This is a genomic window from Neobacillus canaveralius (assembly GCF_047237705.1).
GTDB classification, from domain to species: domain Bacteria; phylum Bacillota; class Bacilli; order Bacillales; family Cytobacillaceae; genus Neobacillus; species Neobacillus niacini_K.
On record NZ_JBDFLL010000001.1, the window covers coordinates 508432 to 527236 of the forward strand.

The window sequence follows — 18805 nt, forward strand, 5'->3', positions numbered from 1 at the left end:
AAGATTGGGGTATTTAAATGAATATTGGATTTATTGCTTCCCGATTCGATGAAAATAACTTACATAAAATATTCGATAACCCTGGACTAGCGATCTGGTATAAAGACTTACTAGAAGATACTTTATGGGTATCTAAAGGTAATGCATCCATATACGGGTATACGCAAGAATATTTCATGGAGAATCCCACAGTATGGTTAGAATCGGTTTATCCGGAAGACAAATGGATAATTGAAAATGCAAGTAGCAGGCAATTAGTAGGGGAGTCAACCGTTGTAGAATATCGAATCATTCGTTCCGATGGTAAAGTTCGATGGGTGCAGGATCGTTCTCAGCCAATCTTAGATGAAGGGGGAAAGGTGATCGCCATAAGCGGTTCTGTAAATGACATTACCTTACAAAAAAGAGAGACATTGAAATTACAAGAGCAGCTTAAAATGACCGAAAACAGGTATCGTTCACTAATAGAAAGTGAAGACCAATATCGTAGTTTAGTAGAAGTGTCACCAACAGCTATCTTTGTTCATCAAGAAGGAAAAATCGTTCTGGTCAATCGTGCTGGATTAGAGGGGCTTGGTGCCGTTCATGAGAATCAGCTGGTTGGCAGGGAGATATTTGACTTTATTCATCCGGAAAGCAAGGAAATCTTATCGGACCGTTTTAAGGAAACGTTAGTAAATGGAAAAGTTGGCCCGAGCGAATGTAAATTATTGACCTTAGATGGAAAGACCATTGATGTAGAAGCCTCTGGAACAAAAATTCTATTTAATGGAAAACCAGCAATTATGGCGGTTGGAATCGACATTACAGATAAGAAAATCTTACTTGAACAATTAGCTATAAACGGCCAACGGTATAAATCGCTCTTCGAACATAATGACAACAGTGTATACTCGTTTGATTTGGATGGTCATTTTACTAGCTTTAATACTGTTTGTGAAGAAGAAACGGGGTATCGTAAGGAAGAACTATTAAAGCCGATGAATTTTAAGGAATTGATTGTCCCTGAAAAACTGGAAGAAGTAGTAGATCATTTTGCCCGATGCATAAAAGGAGAGGCACAAAATTTTAGAACCTCTATAGTGGATAGGAAGGGTTCGATCATTCATATAAATGTGACAATGGTACCTATTTTCGTAAATGGAGAAGTGAATGGTGTTTTTGGGTTAGCTCAGAACATTACGAAACAGGTGGAAATAGAAATAGCCATTGAACATATGGCCTACCATGATTATTTAACCGGTTTGCCAAATCGCAATAAGTTAAATTCAAGTCTAACAAGCGAACTGGTCAGTGCTGCAAACAGAGACCAAAAAGTGGCTGTTTTATTTATGGATCTTGATCGATTTAAAGTGGTCAATGATACCCTCGGTCACAATACAGGCGACGAATTGCTCAAAGAAGTAGCCCAACGGCTTAACGCCTCTTTAAATGATGGAGACATCGTTTTTCGGCAAGGTGGAGATGAATTTATTATTATTCTTAAAGACGCTGATCGAGATGTGGCTGCAAAGGTGTGCAGAAGAATTATGGATGTTGTAGCTGCTCCATTTAAGATTCAAAATTATGATATCTATACTTCTCCGAGCATTGGGATCAGTATATTCCCAGAAGATGGAGAAACGGTGGAAACGTTAATTAAGCATGCTGATTTTGCCATGTACCAAGCTAAAAAGGAAGGAAAAAATAATTTTAAGTTTTATTCATCGAAGAATCAGGCTTTCAATATCAATCCCTTAGAATTCGAAATGGATCTTCATAAAGCCGTTAAAAAAGAGGAGTTACTCCTTCACTATCAGCCGAAAGTGAGTTTGAAAACAGGAAAAATTGTCGGTGTAGAAGCCTTAATCCGCTGGAGCCATCCAAAATGGGGACAGGTACCACCTGGAACCTTTATTCCGATTGCCGAAGAAACAGGACTCATTATTCCTATTGGTGAATGGGCTTTATATACTGCTTGTAAGCAAAATAAAGAGTGGCAGCAAAAAGGTTTTACCACCACGATTTCTGTCAATTTATCAGCTAAGCAATTTACACTTTCTAATTTAGATGAAACAGTTGCGAGGATCCTGAACGAGACAAGGTTGGAGGCCCAATACTTGGAATTAGAGATTACCGAAAGCATAACAGCGAATATAGAACGCACCATTTCAACCTTACAAAAGCTTAAAAGGATTGGAGTTCGCATTAGTATTGATGATTTTGGGACTGGTTTTAGTTCTTTAAATTATTTACAAAAGTTTCCTTTGGATACTTTGAAGATTGATCAGTCCTTTATCCGGAGACTGCAAAATAATCCGAATGATGAAACGATTGTAAAGGCTATTATTTCAATGGCCCATAATTTGAATTTAAACGTAGTTGCGGAAGGTATTGAAACAAAGGAGCAGCTTGTGTTCCTACAGGAACATCTTTGTGAAGAAGGACAAGGGTATCTATTTACGAAGCCACTTACAGCAAACGAATTAGAACATACTATCATGAACATTCAAAACGTAGTCAATGAATATGGAATCTCGCAAGATGTTAATGAACGCATGTGGTCTGAAGAATTGGTACGTATCGCAAAGGAAGAATTAAATGAAACGATTCGCCTGCAGCAGGGGATGACATTTAAATTTAAAAATATAAACGATAAATTTATTCACACCTTATGTGGCGGTGAACTACTGTATCGCTTAGGCCTTATTCCGAGTCTTGTTGTAGGAAAACAGCTGAAGGATTTTCTTCCGAGAGAGAAAGCTGAGAAAAAGGAAGTTTACTACCAGAGAGCGTGGAATGGGGAAGAACATGTAATTTATGAAGATGAGCTGAATGGAATTTCATATCTAGCGGCGTTAAGCCCAATTAAACGTGGTGGCGAAGTAGTGGAGGTAATTGCCTCATGTATCGATATTACCGACCGTAAGAAAGCTGAAAAAGCCTTGCTGGAAAGCGAAAGTAAATACCGGTTGATTGCTGAAAACATGACAGATCTCATAATCTTATTCGATATAAATAGGAGAGGGATCTATGCATCCCCATCCCACGAATCTATCCTTGGTTATACGCCAGAATACTTTGAAGGAAGTAGTACATTAAATCTCATTCATCCTGAGGATTTGGACTCTACTATGAATCAATTAACGGAGGTAATCACGACTAAATTACCTGCGAAGGTTGATGTTAGGCTGTTACATGCAAATGGTGAATGGAAATTATTTGAATGTACAGGAACACCAGTCATAGGTGAAAATGACCAATTGGAACACATTATGGTGATAGCGAAAGATATTACAGAGAAAAGAAAAGCGGAAGAAATGCTATGGAATGCTGAGAAATTGTCGTTAGTTGGGGAGTTGGCCGCAGGAGTCGCACATGAAATCAGAAATCCTCTAACATCTATTAAAGGGTTTATCCAATTATTCCGGGAAGGCATCATCAAACATGAATACTTTGAAGTCATCCTGACCGAGTTTAATCGGATTGAGGAGATCATAAAAGAGTTTCTTTCACTTGCCAAACCACAAGAAATCCAACCTAAACTAGTCAATATCCCTTCATTGTTAAAGGAAATTGAAACATTACTAGAATCAGAGACGCTCCTTAATGATGTGACTTTATCATTTGAGATGGAACCAGGCCTCCCATTGGTTATGTGTGATGCCAATCAAATGAAACAAGTATTAATCAACCTTTGCAAGAATAGTTTTGAAGCAACCGATAAAAAGGAAAATGGTTTCGTAGGAGTCAAAGCTTATATCCATCAAGATCATCTCATCATTCAGGTAAGGGATAATGGAAATGGAATAAGCGAAGAACGATTAAAAAGACTAGGAGAACCTTTCTATAGCAACAAAGAAAAAGGAACAGGATTAGGGTTGATGCTCTGCTTTAGGATTATCAAACAACATAAAGGAGCATTGACATTTGAAAGTAAAGAAAATCATGGTACTACAGTTGAGGTTAGGCTGCCATTGGCTTTAGTTGAGAATGGTGACCCCAATAATACAAATACGTCAACATTTATAAACTAAATGCTTATTGAACTGGTAGATAAAGTTAAATAGTTTGATTTGCAAAAAAGCAAAGCGCTAAAAAGGGCTGTTTCTACAGCCTTTTTTTGCATTCTTACAGGGATGAATGGGGGATGCTAGGATAATATCTAATATAGTGATTAATTGAAACTATTTTCAATCTTTTCAAAACCAACATATGGTATTTTATTCCACTGCAACAGCTGAAAAATTTCATGTGCTATTAGTTGATATCCTTTTGAACTTAAATGAAAATCTTCTGGATTGGTCAAACACTCATCATAATTTTCGTTTATGATGCGTTCAGTTTCAACGAAAGTATACTTTCTTTCCTCTGTTTTTCCTTTGGTTAAGTCATTTACCAAATTCAGTATTCTCGTTAATTTACGTTTCTTCTTATCAGTAAATCGTTGAAAAGGATTATAGTATCCCAACACATAGACTTGTACCTCTTTGTTGAGATGATCTATTTCTTTTAAAATAGTAGAAATGTTTTCGGCGAATTGCTTTAACGTTTCCCCTGCACTATTCGGATTTTCTTGCAGAGCATAGAAAAAATCATTGCTGGCAATATTCACTGTCATTATAGTTGCTGCTTTCACAGCATCACGCATATACTAGTTTTCAAGCAGCTCTCTCTTTAAATTTTCCGAAGTAAATCCAGGTACTCCGAAATTGTTAAATTGGATAGCACCTGAATTCTTCAATTTATCTGTTAGGTATGCAGGGTATCCTTTACCTTTTTCACCAAATGGTGTAGTCCCCTCAGCAAGTGAATCTCCTAGCGCAACATAGTAAATTAATTTCTCCTTGATACTAACCACAAAACCCTCTCCTTTTCACCCCCTAAGTCATATTATTACAATATGATTTTTAGGAGGGTGTTTTTCTATGGGAACAGGAGTATATTATCCAGAAGAAATAACTGGGAAGCAATTTAGATGAAGCAAGCTGGAAAGGTGAGAGTAATAGTATTATGCCAAGCATTTTAATTCGTAACTTTAAAGCAAGTCAAAGAATGAGAAATGGATAACGGATACTACCTGCTAGTTGATTTGACTAGCAGTTGCTAGTATAGCCTTTCGATAATCTTCAGTTAAGTTCCTTTGATTCATTTGCTCACTCCTTAGATGTTTATCCATTACCTTGACACAACTCTCCTATCAAACTCTATATCACCAAGACATGAAAATAAATTTCCAATAGTTGAAAGAGACTGAATATTAGTGGCTAAAATAATAATGGAGTGAATGATGAAAAGGAGAGGGTTAACTAGGAGGCAACACCAGTGAAAAAGAAAAGTCGTGCAAAACTAAAACTTTCCGACCACGCATTTGACCGTATAAAGAATAGAGTTAAATCCATGGGACGTAAAGAAGCAGAGAGCTTTGCAAACAAAGAAATAAATAAAAGCAGTGTCACTTTAATCACAGAATCTGAAAACGGTTCAAAGGAAATCGCTTTTATTTATAAAGGTGTAAAGTATATCGTTAAGAATGACACAATCATAACAGTTTATACATTGCATTAAAATTTGGGTATGAGTAAGCAGCAAGAATGCAACTAAAATAAGAGACATGTCAGAAATAACCGATAAGGAGGTAAATGAAATCATCACGAAGCGGCTAAAATTAATAGACATGTCGATAAATAAAGATTAAATATAAGGAGGAAAACCAACATGAATGCGGCTAAAATTAATTCCATGTCAATGAAATTTACCACCATGAATATAGCGAACAAAAGACGTGTAAACAAAACAAACTATACGAAAGCAAATCCACCAGAACATTAGTCGTTTTGGTCATAAAAACTCCTACCTTGATTCATTCACTCCGTAAATAAGGATAAATAGGAGTAAAAGACAATGGTTGTATTACGAGGATTCAGTAAAGCAGTAACCTGGGTTGCTGGAGGAGTCGCTAAAGGCGGAGTAAAGGTAGTTGCAGAAGCGATTTCAATGAAAAATAAAGAGGCCGCATGACCGTAGGGACGGTTCTAATGGCTTTTAATGAGTTGTTTAGGTATTAGAGATGGAGACTTATCTAGTTGTTTGATACCAATGTGGACCATAAGAACCGTCCCTACTGTATACCTACTGTATACCTACTGTATAGAACTTACCGGAGAAAAAGGTGTAGTACTAGATAGTGCATTGGTATAATATGGAGTGTGTTATAAAACGAATATAGACGGTGAATAAATTGACTGTACAATTAATAATCATTATTTTCTTATCAATCATTATCCATGCAACCGAAACGTTGACATATAGTATTCGTTTAGGGGGAATAAGACTAAAAAAGATTGCTGTTGCTTTGTCTCTTACTGGTATTGTTTTACTTATTGCGCGTACCTCGAATATGTTTCAAGCTCCCATCATTGGTGTAATTGTAGATAGAGCGAAAGCTGATTCAACGATTGATGTCCTAGGGATATTCCATATCATATTATTTTCAGCTTCTATCGGTACTCTGTTCGCACTATTCTTATATCCCACGGGTACTCGTCTAGCTATGTTAATGATTGAACGCTTGGAAATAGAAGGCTCAGCCATAGCTTTAATGAAAACATCGAATATACATAAATTAAAAAGAACAAGTTCTTATATAAGACGTCCCAGGTTTCAAATGATACATAGACTTCGTGTTGGCGGAATTCCTAAACGCATTATGCTCATTAATATGGTGGTTACGGCTATTTATACTTCTGGTGTATTGGCAGCTTTATATGCGTCGATATTGACTCCAGAACACGGTACAACTGCCAATATGGCAACAGGCGTAGTAAATGGGATCGCAACGATTCTTTTAACTCTTTTACTAGATCCTCAAATCGCTTTAATGACAGAACGCGCCTTAAATAAAGAAAATGGAGCAGAGGAAATAGCCAAGACGTATGCTTGGCTAATGATAGCGAGATTTTTCGGTACATTACTGGCTCATCTTTTGTTAATTCCTTCTGCTTGGTTGATCTCGTGGGTAAGTAGAATCATAGGATAAGAACGAGAATATATTAAAACGGGAATAGGTTTCATAAAATCGTTGTCATTTGATATGATCCCAAAAAGTTAAAAAACTATTTATGCAACTTTTAAGACTGTATCCTAGTTTGCCAAAATAATAAATTAAATTAGTCTGAATTGTTGAATATATCACAGACACTGAAATCCAAGAGCAATATAATAGACAAAATAGTTAATCTGTTAAAAATATGAGAGAGGGAAGGTACAGTGATGAAAAGAACTGATTTACCGATTGTCTATTCATGCTCTGGTTGTTCTTCGGCTGCACAAACGGCTAATATGATTGCGATTAAAATGGATCGAGAAAAGGTAGCAGAAATGTCCTGTATTGCCGGAGTTGGCGGAGATGTGAAGCCGCTTGTACGAACCGCAAAATCCGGGCGGGAGATTATTGCTATTGATGGATGTCCATTATCTTGTGTGAAGAGCTGTTTAGCCAGGCACGATGTCGAGCCACAACATCATTTCGTCCTATCTGACTTTGATGTTCCAAAAATAAACGGGAAAGACCCTGATCCTGAACTTTTTGAAAGTGCCTATCATCGTATAATTGGTGTCTGTCACCCCTCGCTCTAAAATGGTGATTGGAAGGCAGGAAATTGGATTCAGATAAAATGGATGAAATAGATACTGCTTTATACATAGGATTATGTATGAGGAAGCAGCATCAGCCCAGTATAGTCACTCCTTGAACAGGGGTGATTTTTATTTGTGTAATAAACAATAATATGGATGGAAAATATCAGTGCATTCCATATTAAAATTTGTTTACCGTACTGTCATTCTGAATAGAATTAGAGATATTCATAACAGCTGTGTGAGGCCTAATTTTACATTTGCAATAGAATAAGAATTTTTCACGAAGTTGATTAATGATTTTTGTGACCTTGGTTTTTCTGCATGTTATTTCCTCTAACTCCCGTAAATTGCCAACAAGTTTGAAGGTGGTCGAAAGGAGAATTTATAATCGACATGATTTTTACGCGAAAACAGGAAAAAGTTCTTTTTTCAGAACGATTTAAGGCATGTTTAATCAAACGTTTAGTTGGGTATTAGTATAGAAGAAGTTTGTCGGGGTGTGGATTTTATTGGTTTCTATTGTCAGCTTTAAGGAGCAATTGAAAAAATCACGAAAATTTTCTGACAAGTTCCGTTCGTTAAATTGAGCAAAAGTTGATAGAACAATGGGGTTTATACAACATTTACATAAGCGTTTGATTAGTAAAAATGAAGTTAATTAATCGTTTGATTAGAAATGGATTACTTGCCGTTAATACTGGATTCGCTCCTTCTGGCTAGCAAAAAAATTGTCGAGATGATGGTTTAGTGTAAAAGGTGATTGTCACTTTTCAGAATATCAGGCTCCTCTTGTTATTGTTACTTAAACAACTATTAAATGGAAGAGGACATATATAGGTTTTTTAATCAGAATATTCAATATATTATAAAGGGAGAGATTTAAAATGAAAGAAGTTGTTGATTGGCTGAATGGGATCCTTTGGAGTCCAATATTGGTTTATCTTTTTTTAGGATTAGGGTTATTTTATTCTATTGTTACTCGTTTTGTTCAAGTAAGGAGTATAAAGGATATTCTAAAGCAAACGTTTAAAGGTCATTCTTCTAAATCTGGTGTATCTTCCTTTCAGGCACTATCCATGTCTCTGGGGAGTCGAGTTGGAACAGGTAACATTGCTGGTGTAGCCACCGCAATTGCGTTGGGGGGACCAGGCGCTGTCTTTTGGATGTGGGTTATGGCGCTTTTAGGAGGTGCTACCTCGTTTATTGAAATAATGCTTACGCAGGTTTTTAAAAGAAAAGTAAATGGACAATATCGTGGAGGTACCCCTTTTTACATTGATAAGGGGTTAAAAATAAAATGGCTTGCTATACTATTCTCCGTTATTACCTTGGTCGTGATGGGAGTTTTATGGCCTGGTTTACAGATCAATACTGTCTCTCTTGCAATGGATGAAGCATTTGGAATCGATCCCGTCATCACTGGAATTGGATTGTCAGGTATTCTTGCTATTATTATTTTTGGCGGGGTTAAAAGAATTGCAAAAGCAGCGGAAATCGTCGTACCGTTTATGGCAATTGGTTATACCTTAGTCGGAATCATCATTGTGATGTTAAACATTTCGCAATTACCTCAGGTTTTTTCCCTTATTTTTTCAAGTGCCTTTGGAGCTGATGCTGCCATTAGTGGGACGATTGGTCAGGCAATTTCTTGGGGGGTTCAAAGAGGAGCTTATTCAAATGCAGCAGGGGTAGGCAGTGAAACATTCGAAGCAGGTGCTGCTGAAGTAACTCATCCTGTTAAACAAGGATTGGTTCAGAGTTTTTCTGTTTATATTGATACGATTTTACTTTGTTCTATAACTGCTTTTATGATTATCATTACCGATACATTCAATGTTAGTTCAACTCCAACTTTATACACTCAACAAGCGATTAACTCAGTATTCCCTGGATATGGTGCTGCATTTCTTGCCCTTGCCCTTCTATTCTTTTGCTTTACAACAGTCATGTCTTATTACTATAAAGCGGAAACAAACCTTGCTTTTATCATGCTAAAAAGAAAGAGTTTTGCTGCTTGGCCTAAGACGGTCTTAAGAATTGTTTTAGTCGTCATCGCCTTTTTTGGAAGCGTGCAAACAGCGTCACTTGATGGGGAATGGCCAATATTGGATTGGGAGCGATGGCATGGTTAAATCTTATCACCCTTTTATTTCTAACAAAGCCGGCCTTAAAGGTATTAAACGATTATGAAAAGCAAAAGAAAGCTGGTAAAGACCCCGTTTTTGACCCAGTAAAGGTTGGAATTGAAGGTGCCGATTTTTGGGAAAAAGAATATAAAGCTAAAAAAGCTTTTATACCAAGAATGAGAGTATCCAACTCTAAAGAATTAATAAACTAAGGGGTTAAAAATTTACCTCAAAAATAACAAAGTAAAATCCTCCTTTTGAGTAAAAGGGGGATTTTACCTTTTAAATAATTATCTCTTTTCACTTAAGGATTCATATAGGCAACGAATCTTCTGTACCTGGACCGAGGTTCCTGTCCCTTTGGACCTATGATTTTTTGATAATTTCTATATTAAATCTACAGAAAAAAATATAAAATGAGAAATATAAATAATTTTGTCGAATTAGTATGAAAAGCATAGTATAAAAGTTGGGTGTTGATTGACTTTACTTAGGGATTCATACTTCGGTGCAAACTGATAATGCCAAGGAAATGGAGTTCATCTGTATGTTAAAGGAACAAACGAGGTATTCTCGACTTGCGAATATAACCAAAATGATCAATACGAAGCTGGATTTACGTGAAGTATTGGAACAAGTAACAATAGCAATTTCTGAAGAAATCGTCCAATGTGATTCTGTTGGTATTTATTTGCCGCAGAAGGATGGGACTTTTAGAGGATATGTAGGAAAACCCGAGGTTATTAATGGTTGGACTCTGGATATGCATGTCATTGATACAGATTTCGATTTACTAGCAAAAGAAGTGATTGAAACAAAAAAAGCAATCTACATTCCTGATACATCAAAGGATAACAGGCCGGATCCGCGGGCTGTTGAAGGGTTTCAAATTAAATCTTTATTTGTTCTTCCTATCTCTTTTGAAGAAGAGCTATTTGGTCTTGTTTTTTTATTTGATTATGGAATTCCTATGAATCTAACAGAATCGGAAATTCAAACGGTTGAGGCCTATGTGAATATGGCGGCCGTTGCCATTCAAAATGCGAACAATTTAACGCATAAAGAGAACCTCATTACCGAAAAGCAGCTTTTGCTAGATGTGACACGTGAGCTATCCATGTGTTCCACGATGCAGGAAAGTCTAGACACCTGTTTTACCTATTTAGGGAAGGTCTTAGACAATTATAATACTGGCGTTCATTTACTAGACCCTATAGCGGAGAGGAAAATTAGACCGGCAAAGCTAAGTAAGGATTCTGACTGGACAGAAGAAGATTGGATCAAGACACATAATAAGATAAAAATCGACCAAAGCAATGATAGAGTCATGCAAGAGGTTATTGAAACCAAAAAACCAATCTTGATTCCAGATGTCTATGCAGATCCACGGCCAAACCATGATGTTTGTCGTAATTTTGGAATGAAGGGCCTCTTTATGCTACCTTTGGTTTCAATGGGCGAGGCTTTAGGGCAAGTATCAATTGTTAATCTAGGTGATAGCGATTTGCATTATTCTGAAGCACAAATACAGCTGTCACAATCTATTGTTGACGCAACAGCCTCCACGCTATCAAACCTTTTATATATGGAAAAGCAGGAAGTCATGATCGAGGAGAGAACCTCGGAAATTACTGTGAAAAATAAGGAACTGGAACGAGTCATAACTGAATTACAGCAACTTAGCCGTGAGAAGGAATTAATTCTTAATTCCGCTGGCGAAGGGATATTCGGTTTAGACCTTAATAAAAATATAACCTTCTGTAATCCAGCTGGTGCCTCCATGTTAGGGTATGAAACAAAGTCTGAATTAATCGGAAAACCGGCCAGTCTGATTTTTGAATACAGCGAAATAAGTAGTGAACATCATGCTTCATCTTGTTTTGATGGAAATTGGAATCAATGTTATGAAGATGAGAAATTTTTTAGAAAGGACAATTCCAGTTTTCCGGTTGAATATGTAATTTCTTCTATAAAGGAAGGGAATGAGATTGTAGGGGAAGTTGTTACCTTCAAAGATATCACTCAACGGAAACAAATGGAGGAAGAAATTAAATATCATGCCTATTTTGATAATTTAACAGATTTACCAAACAGAATTCTTTTAAAAGACAGACTAAATCAAGGGCTTACCTACGCACAAATGAATGGAGAAAAATTAGCGGTTCTGTACTTAGACCTAGACCGTTTTAAGATGGTGAATGATACCCTAGGGCATAGTATTGGGGATATGCTGCTGCGAGATGTTGCAAACCGATTAAGAGATTGTGTTCCAAAAAGTGCAACCGTATCGAGGCAGGGTGGAGATGAATTTACCATCTATTTACCAAATATTAAAAATGAAAATGCAGTATTAAAGGTAGTGAACCGTGTCATCGATTCTTTTTCTAAGCCGTTTACGTTAGTAGATAATGAAATTTATATGAAAACAAGTATTGGGATTAGTATATTTCCTGATAACGGTGATTCGACTGAAATCTTAATCAAAAATGCAGATACGGCCATGTACAAATCAAAAGAAATATCAGGCAATAGCTATCATTTCTTTAGTGAGGGGATGGATACCCGAACCTTTGAAAGTATCAAATTTGAAAATGCTTTGTATAAGGCTTTAGAACAAGAAGAGCTTGTTATCTATTACCAACCGCAAATAAACTGTAAAACAAATATGATTGAGGGTGTAGAGGCTTTACTCAGATGGAACCATCCTGAACATGGGATGATATCACCGGATAAATTTATTCCAATTGCGGAAGAAACCGGTTTAATTGTTCCCATAGGTGAGTGGGTTTTAAAAGAGGCTTGCAGGCAATTAAAGGAATGGCATGATCAAGGCTATCCATTAATTAGCGTGTCCGTGAATTTATCTGTTCGTCAGTTTGAACAGAGTAATTTATTTTCTATCGTAAAAGACGTCTTAAAGAAAGTGGAGCTGGCTCCCAAGTATTTACATCTGGAGCTTACTGAAAATTTAATCATTAAAAATACTGAATTAACCTTAAAAACAATGAAGCAATTAAATGGACTCGGAATAAACATCGCGATTGATGATTTTGGCACGGGTTATTCATCTTTAGGTTATTTAAAAAACCTGCCTATTTCAACATTGAAAATTGATAAATCCTTTGTACAGGATATGACAAAAGATGATGCGGCCATTACGAATACCATCATTACTTTGGCTAAGAATTTGAACCTTGACGTTATTGCTGAAGGTGTTGAGACAACCGAACAGGTAGAATTTTTATCTGCTCGAAATTGTTATCTGATGCAAGGATACTTTTTCAGCAGGCCAATGATGGCTGAAGATATTGCAAAAAAATATTTTTCCTAATAGAGACATAGATAATAAGGAAATGAGGAAAGAACATGAAAGCAGCTCGAATCGTATTAGAATATTTAAAAGCGAATGAAATTAAGCATATATTTGGTATTCCAGCAGGTTCCGTAAATGCATTTTTTGATGAGCTTTATGACATGCCTGAACTAACACCGATTGTCACAAAGCATGAAGGTGCAGCATCCTATATGGCGGCTGCTTATGCTAAATACACCAATCAGCTGAGTGTAGCGATAGGATGCAGCGGACCAGGTGCTACAAATCTTGTAACAGGTGCTGCCAATGCCATGCGTGAGCATTTACCTGTTTTATTCCTTACAGGGGCTGTACCTGTTAATACGGTAGGCTTGAATGCATCACAAGAACTAGACGTAGAACCAGTCTTCAGGTCCGTTACAAAATATAGTGTTACCGTTAATGATGTAAAGGATGTACTCAAAGAAGTCGCATTAGCAACGGAAATAGCTATTTCCGGAGTGCCAGGTCCAGTACACATTGCGATACCCATTGATGTGCAACACACGAATGTCGAAAATATCAAAATACCGAATCCGCCTAAAAGATTACCTATAGTTCCTGATTTAGACACAATAAAAGATGTGGCTAGAGAACTATTAAAAAGGGAAAAAGGTTATATTTTTGCAGGACAGGGAATAAGAAACTCTGTTGGGCATTTAGTAGAGTTAGCAGAACTGCTGAATTGGCCGATTGTCACAACTCCGCAAGCAAAGGGCTATATCCCCGAGGAACACCCTCTTCTGGTCGGTGTGTTTGGTTTTGCCGGTCATGAAGCTGCTTCAAGATTAATTAATGAAGGTGAAGGAAAAGCAATATTGATCGTGGGCTCAAGTTTAGGTGAGACAGCAACCAATAATTATAATAGTAATCTTTTAAGAGATCGTTTCTCGGTGCAAATGGACTTTGACCAGTCCGTATTTAATCGAAAATATAAGGTTGATATGCCAGTACTAGGTGATATAGATTTAAGTTTATTATTCCTTATAGAAGAATTAAGGACTTTAGGGTTACCAAAGAAAAGCACTAAACTTGTTATTGAAAAGAAAAAAGATGTAGTTGAGAATATGGTGGAATATAACACGAAAAATGTCCTTCGAACTATACAAGAATATGTACCGGCATCCACTAGGTATACCATTGATATAGGTGAATTTATGTCCTATGTCATTCATCATATGAAGGTGTTAGATTCGGATACCTATAATATTAATGTGCATTTTGGCGCTATGGGAAGCGGGATTGGGTCTGCGATCGGTTCAAAACTAGCAGATCCAAAACGCCCTGTTGTATGTATTACAGGGGACGGCTGCTTTTTCATGCACGGGATGGAAATAGCAACGGCAAAAGAATATAATCTCCCAATTTTGTTTATTGTGATGAATAATGCCCGTTTAGGGATGGTCTATCATGGACATTCATTACAATTCCGCAGGACGCATTCATCTTTTGAACAGGAACCAATCAATATTAGTGCGGTTGCTGCGGCTATGAATATACCAAGCTTCAGAGTAACTGAATTAGAAGATATCAATCAAGATGTTATAAATAGCTTAATTGATTTAAATGGACCTGCAGTACTAGAGGTAGCTCTAGTCGATAACAATACTCCTCCTATGGGAGATCGGGTCAAATTTTTATCTTCTTTTGGAAAATAAAATTACAAAAAAATCATATAGGGCAGCCCTATATGATTTTTTTATATGAATGGCGAATGAATGTTAGGATCGTTCCTATTGTTTGCCCCTTAAAGGCATCTGGAATGGCTTCCCCAGAAGGATTTGAGTAGTAATAACTCCCGACTTTCTCATCGTAGTAGAACCCAATACTCGTTAGTGATTGCTGCAGGTCTTCTGGCAGCTCGTTTAATCCCGTTTGTTCCGAGAAATAGTCGGTAGGAAAAATTTTTACATCGACATCTCCTAATCCAGTATGAACAACAAATAGGTCTTGTTCATGTTGAATTACCCACTGACCTTTTGAAAATAAAGAGATTCTTGAACCATCTAAAGAGGATATCGCATCTAAGTTAATGCCAAAAATTTGATTGATTAGTTTACGAATTTCCGCCCCTGAGACATTCTTTCCGAATTGAGCAAGGCCTGAATCTATGGCCATTTTAGCGGTGCCCTCTGTTGACGAAAGTAGGACAGGTTTTGATTCTAAATCCAATTTAAAAATGGACTTTACAATGCTGCAAATCTCAGAACTAGTAATTTCTTCTTGATAAGAATCTATGTATTTGTCCATTATATCGACCTTTGTCATTGTGTCTTTTTCTATCATTTACCACAAACTCCTGTCTTAAAATATTTGCACTTTATCATTATACATTTACACAAAAAAAGGGATAAAAGTCTATAAATTTTCGTTGTTGGCACATTAATCGACTTAAAAAGTGAAGCACAATAGGCTGACAATAATATGAGGATTCATTCAAACCATATGTACAAAATTCCCCCATATTATTGTTTTAAGTGTGAAGCTTCCGATTATTTAAATCTTCCTTTATTCAAAATTCCTATTTATCACATACGTATTATACTCATGTTTTAATTCTTGTAATGTTAATTCATATAACTGACGATCATCAGATGATTTATAAAATTCCATGTTTAGTAACTGATGGATGATTAGCTGTTTTTCATTACCTCTCACTCTATCAGAAAAATTGTTCATTTGTATCGCTCCTTCAGAGACGTGATTTAGAGCACCTGATTATTGTACCATGACTGCATTATTTATATAGCTCTCTAATTTCACCTTAAAATCTCTAGTTTCTTTAACTTTTTTTGTATGATGTAAAAATAACTCTTCATTCCTTATTTCTACAAAAGCAGTCAATTTGATGTGTAAACGTTTCTTTAGCGATGCAATACTGAATCATCATTGTATCTTTCCTTAAAAAGAGTATTGCAATGTTTTTGAGACCCTAATGGAACTTATTTATAGCTCCCGAAGTGTATTTCCCCTTAATAAATTTGATTTAAACGCAAAATCTCGTATATTTACACAAAATCTAGGACTTGACTGCATAAGCGGAAACCTCCCCTTATTTACTTCACTGGGTACTCTATTGCGGATAAGACTTCTTATTTAAATGGAACTGTAGCATTAAGTAGTTTTTTGGCATAACTTCAAACCTCGTATGCTTTTTATCTAATTCTTAAGGAAGCTGAGAATGCTAGTAATTAGTTGAAAAACATAAAATAAGGTAGTAGAAATGAAAGTATCATTATAACCACTCCAAGTATTATCACCAGGCCATACTTTTTCCATATCCCCAAATGGATGACAGCTAATCCTATGAGAAAACCAATAAAAATAATGGTGCCACTTGCTCTTAAAATGATGTATCCTCCGAGTAAAGCAAACACCAAAAAACTAATGATAATCAACAATTTCATACACCCTTTCGGATAGGAGTCATGTTCGACCTTTTTACCATATATAATACCATTGATAAAGATATGATTATGTCGTTTTACGAATTCAAATTTGAGGGAGGCATACTATGAAGGAACTTTATATTAAGCAGAAGGTATTCAGTCTTAGTGGTAAATTTACAGTAAAGGATCAGCAGGAGAAGGATGTATATTACGTGGAGGGCAGTTTTATGCAAATTCCCAAGACTTTCTCCATTATGAATACAACTAGAGATGAAGTTGCACGTGTTACAAAAAAGGCATTCAGTTTTTTACCGAAGTTTTTTGTTGAGGTGAATGGTCGAGAGGTCTTAACGATTAAGAAGGAGTTTTCCTTCCTTAAAGCACTGTATACGATTGACGCGGCAGGAATTGAAGTACATGGGAATTGGTGGGATATGGATTTCCAGGTCTTACAGCATGGTGAAGTCGTAGGTCAAGTGAGCAAGGAATGGTTCACATGGGGAGATAGCTACAAGGTTCAAATAGAGAATGAAGAGATGGAGACCATTATTATTGCGCTTGTTGTTGCCATTGATTGTGTGAAGGCTGACCAAGCAGCTGCTTCTTCAGCAGCGACAACTTAAAAGCGCCGGTTAGGTGGTTAAATGAGCTGTATCCAAATCACAGGCAACATACAAAGAGTTTCCAATCTGGTTAAAAGGGAAGAAATTATCGACAAAACTTTTATCAGAAACTGGTAAAGGTTCTTTTTTTTAAGGATCAAAGGACTTTTAATCAAACGTCTAGGTGGTATTTTAAATAGTAGAATTTTATCTGATTGGGTACTTTTCTAGTTTCTATTGTCAGTTCAACGGAGCAGACAAAAAAGTAATCACTTTATTACGACAAGTTCCTTTTATAAAATCAAGCAAAAACGCTTTAACAAAAGGTGTTCATTCGCAATTTAATCAAACGTTTGATTAGTAGATTGGGGGTTAACTAATCGATTGATTAGAATTACATTACGTGCTGTTAATACTGCATTTGCTCCTCCTTGGGAGAAAGAAAATTGTCAAAAATTGATATAATAATTAAGGCATTTTGTCTAATGAATAACAACAAAGGAAACTCCATTTCATTTGGATTTAAGGTTTGTTTAAGGTTGTACCCTATAATATTGTATAGGGCAATTGAAAATTACCTTATAAAAATAGAGGGTATTTCAGGTGGAGGTATATCTCAAACTGTTGTAACAGGTTCTTTTAACTATACGAAGGAATCTGCGAAAGAAAGCCAAGAAATCCTCTTAACCGTTGCCGATTCTGATTTAGCCTCATCGATGAACGACACATTTAATGAATTATGGAATAGTAATGATTTGGAAGAATGGTAGGCGAGTGACACTGGGCCTTTATACTTTTATCAATGACCCCAGGTGCTAGAGAATTTCAAGTCGATTTATTTATAATACCCCCTAAATTTAGTTTATTCGACGAAGAGCATAGCAACCTCAATAAAGAGTGAAAAAACCTAGATACCAACTATTATCTAGGTTTTTCCAATTCTTTATAAAGAATCTTTGTGAATAAAAGCGAAAGAATGGAGCCTGCCAATAAAAATGTCATATCCAACTGGGAGTCCCATATGTCTCCTTGCATGCCTAAAAAATCTTTTGTGGCTTTCCCTTCTTTTCCTATTTTTGTACTTGCCCACTCGATGATTTCGTAGAAAGCCCCGATTGCTAGTGTTATACATAGAGCAATAAAATTTGTTGTTTTACTTTTCAGTAAAGCTGTTTTCCTTAATAATATCTCTAGTATAACTATGACCATAGAACCCTTAAGGAAATGACCAAACCGATCATAGTGGTTTCTTTTTAAATCAAAATAATCTTTGAGCCATGTAAAGAGAGGAACTTTGGAATAAGAATAATGCCCTCCTATAAACGTTAAAATGACAAGAAGGGTAATAAGACAATAGGAAACAGTGGTAAGGCGAAAATGATTGTATCTTGAGATCAAGAATATTAAAACTAATAATGAAGGTGAAACCTCCATCAACCAGACCTTATAACCTTCCTCAGGTTTAATCAAGGACCAAATAAGAATAAGCATAACAACAAATAACAAGACAAAATGTAACGAACTAGCTTTTTTACGTGACACTCAAATCACTCCATCAGAAAACAAGATGAATATAGTATTTGTAAAAATTTAAAAAATATAGGAAGAGATATGGGGTGCTAGGTTCCTAAAAAAGACAAGCACCCTTTTGACATATTGAAATGAAATACATTAATGGCTGCTTACACCCGTGGATACTATCCTGTCCGTCAAAAA

The 18805-nt window shown here is 36.3% G+C and carries 15 protein-coding genes; 10 read left to right on the forward strand and 5 right to left on the reverse strand.

Annotation, left to right across the window (positions count from 1 at the left end):
• Window positions 1-17: 17 nt before the first annotated feature.
• On the forward strand, window positions 18-4016 hold the full coding sequence (locus ABC255_RS02525; RefSeq protein ID WP_412991198.1) for a PAS domain S-box protein: 3999 nt from the start codon (window positions 18-20) through the stop codon (window positions 4014-4016).
• 140 nt (window positions 4017-4156) lie between these two features.
• Here ABC255_RS02525 and ABC255_RS02530 read toward each other — a convergent pair whose 3' ends face one another.
• Window positions 4157-4630, reverse strand: coding sequence for an SGNH/GDSL hydrolase family protein (locus ABC255_RS02530; protein WP_412991199.1), 474 nt, complete (start codon window positions 4628-4630; stop codon window positions 4157-4159).
• 3 nt (window positions 4631-4633) lie between these two features.
• Window positions 4634-4840, reverse strand: a complete 207-nt coding sequence (locus ABC255_RS02535) for an SGNH/GDSL hydrolase family protein (protein ID WP_412991200.1) — start codon at window positions 4838-4840, stop codon at window positions 4634-4636.
• A gap of 464 nt (window positions 4841-5304) precedes the next feature.
• Here ABC255_RS02535 and ABC255_RS02540 point away from each other — a divergent pair, with 464 nt between their 5' ends.
• The 7 genes from ABC255_RS02540 (at window position 5305) to ABC255_RS02570 (ending at window position 14756) form a co-directional block, all read left to right on the forward strand.
• Window positions 5305-5547 carry a hypothetical protein gene (locus tag ABC255_RS02540; RefSeq protein ID WP_412991201.1) on the forward strand — a complete coding sequence of 81 codons (243 nt, stop codon included), beginning with the start codon at window positions 5305-5307 and terminating at the stop codon, window positions 5545-5547.
• Between the two features lie 673 nt (window positions 5548-6220).
• Window positions 6221-7018, forward strand: coding sequence for a lipid II flippase family protein (locus ABC255_RS02545; protein ID WP_412998461.1), 798 nt, complete (start codon window positions 6221-6223; stop codon window positions 7016-7018).
• A 233-nt stretch (window positions 7019-7251) separates the two neighbouring features.
• Window positions 7252-7617 (forward strand): putative zinc-binding protein, encoded by a 366-nt coding sequence (locus ABC255_RS02550; protein WP_412991202.1) that lies wholly within the window; start codon window positions 7252-7254, stop codon window positions 7615-7617.
• 887 nt (window positions 7618-8504) lie between these two features.
• Window positions 8505-9752, forward strand: coding sequence for an alanine/glycine:cation symporter family protein (locus ABC255_RS02555; protein WP_412991203.1), 1248 nt, complete (start codon window positions 8505-8507; stop codon window positions 9750-9752).
• Window positions 9740-9958 carry an alanine:cation symporter family protein gene (locus ABC255_RS02560; RefSeq protein ID WP_412991204.1) on the forward strand — a complete coding sequence of 73 codons (219 nt, stop codon included), beginning with the start codon at window positions 9740-9742 and terminating at the stop codon, window positions 9956-9958. The genes ABC255_RS02555 and ABC255_RS02560 overlap by 13 nt, the downstream gene beginning before the upstream one ends.
• A 335-nt stretch (window positions 9959-10293) precedes the next feature.
• A complete protein-coding gene (locus tag ABC255_RS02565) occupies window positions 10294-13077 on the forward strand; it encodes a bifunctional diguanylate cyclase/phosphodiesterase (protein WP_412991205.1) in 2784 nt (927 codons plus the stop codon).
• A gap of 35 nt (window positions 13078-13112) precedes the next feature.
• The gene (locus ABC255_RS02570; protein ID WP_412991206.1) at window positions 13113-14756 is read left to right on the forward strand and encodes a thiamine pyrophosphate-binding protein; all 1644 of its coding nucleotides are present in this window, start codon (window positions 13113-13115) and stop codon (window positions 14754-14756) included.
• A 28-nt stretch (window positions 14757-14784) separates the two neighbouring features.
• Here ABC255_RS02570 and ABC255_RS02575 read toward each other — a convergent pair whose 3' ends face one another.
• Window positions 14785-15384 (reverse strand): hypothetical protein, encoded by a 600-nt coding sequence (locus tag ABC255_RS02575; RefSeq protein WP_412991207.1) that lies wholly within the window; start codon window positions 15382-15384, stop codon window positions 14785-14787.
• A 222-nt stretch (window positions 15385-15606) separates the two neighbouring features.
• Window positions 15607-15777, reverse strand: coding sequence for a Fur-regulated basic protein FbpA (locus ABC255_RS02580; RefSeq protein WP_412991208.1), 171 nt, complete (start codon window positions 15775-15777; stop codon window positions 15607-15609).
• 835 nt (window positions 15778-16612) lie between these two features.
• On the opposite strand from ABC255_RS02580, the gene ABC255_RS02585 reads away from it, so the two are divergent.
• Window positions 16613-17110 carry an LURP-one-related/scramblase family protein gene (locus ABC255_RS02585; protein ID WP_412991209.1) on the forward strand — a complete coding sequence of 166 codons (498 nt, stop codon included), beginning with the start codon at window positions 16613-16615 and terminating at the stop codon, window positions 17108-17110.
• Between the two features lie 425 nt (window positions 17111-17535).
• Window positions 17536-17859, forward strand: coding sequence for a phospholipase D-like domain-containing protein (locus ABC255_RS02590; protein WP_412991210.1), 324 nt, complete (start codon window positions 17536-17538; stop codon window positions 17857-17859).
• A gap of 151 nt (window positions 17860-18010) precedes the next feature.
• On the opposite strand, the gene ABC255_RS02595 is transcribed toward ABC255_RS02590, so the two are convergent.
• Complete coding sequence (locus ABC255_RS02595) at window positions 18011-18631, reverse strand: DUF2238 domain-containing protein (protein WP_412991211.1); 621 nt, start codon at window positions 18629-18631, stop codon at window positions 18011-18013.
• Between the last annotated feature and the right edge of the window lie 174 nt (window positions 18632-18805).

Excerpts from the sequence above, each read along its gene's own strand:
- ABC255_RS02565 (WP_412991205.1), top strand. The coding sequence starts at position 10,294 with ATGTTAAAGGAACAAACGAGGTATTCTCGACTTGCGAATATAACCAAA.
- ABC255_RS02555 (WP_412991203.1), top strand. The coding sequence starts at position 8,505 with ATGAAAGAAGTTGTTGATTGGCTGAATGGGATCCTTTGGAGTCCAATA.
- ABC255_RS02560 (WP_412991204.1), top strand. The coding sequence starts at position 9,740 with ATGGCATGGTTAAATCTTATCACCCTTTTATTTCTAACAAAGCCGGCC.
- ABC255_RS02530 (WP_412991199.1), bottom strand. The coding sequence starts at position 4,630 with ATGCGTGATGCTGTGAAAGCAGCAACTATAATGACAGTGAATATTGCC.
- ABC255_RS02550 (WP_412991202.1), top strand. The coding sequence starts at position 7,252 with ATGAAAAGAACTGATTTACCGATTGTCTATTCATGCTCTGGTTGTTCT.
- ABC255_RS02575 (WP_412991207.1), bottom strand. The coding sequence starts at position 15,384 with ATGATAGAAAAAGACACAATGACAAAGGTCGATATAATGGACAAATAC.
- ABC255_RS02570 (WP_412991206.1), top strand. The coding sequence starts at position 13,113 with ATGAAAGCAGCTCGAATCGTATTAGAATATTTAAAAGCGAATGAAATT.
- ABC255_RS02525 (WP_412991198.1), top strand. The coding sequence starts at position 18 with ATGAATATTGGATTTATTGCTTCCCGATTCGATGAAAATAACTTACAT.
- ABC255_RS02580 (WP_412991208.1), bottom strand. The coding sequence starts at position 15,777 with ATGAACAATTTTTCTGATAGAGTGAGAGGTAATGAAAAACAGCTAATC.
- ABC255_RS02585 (WP_412991209.1), top strand. The coding sequence starts at position 16,613 with ATGAAGGAACTTTATATTAAGCAGAAGGTATTCAGTCTTAGTGGTAAA.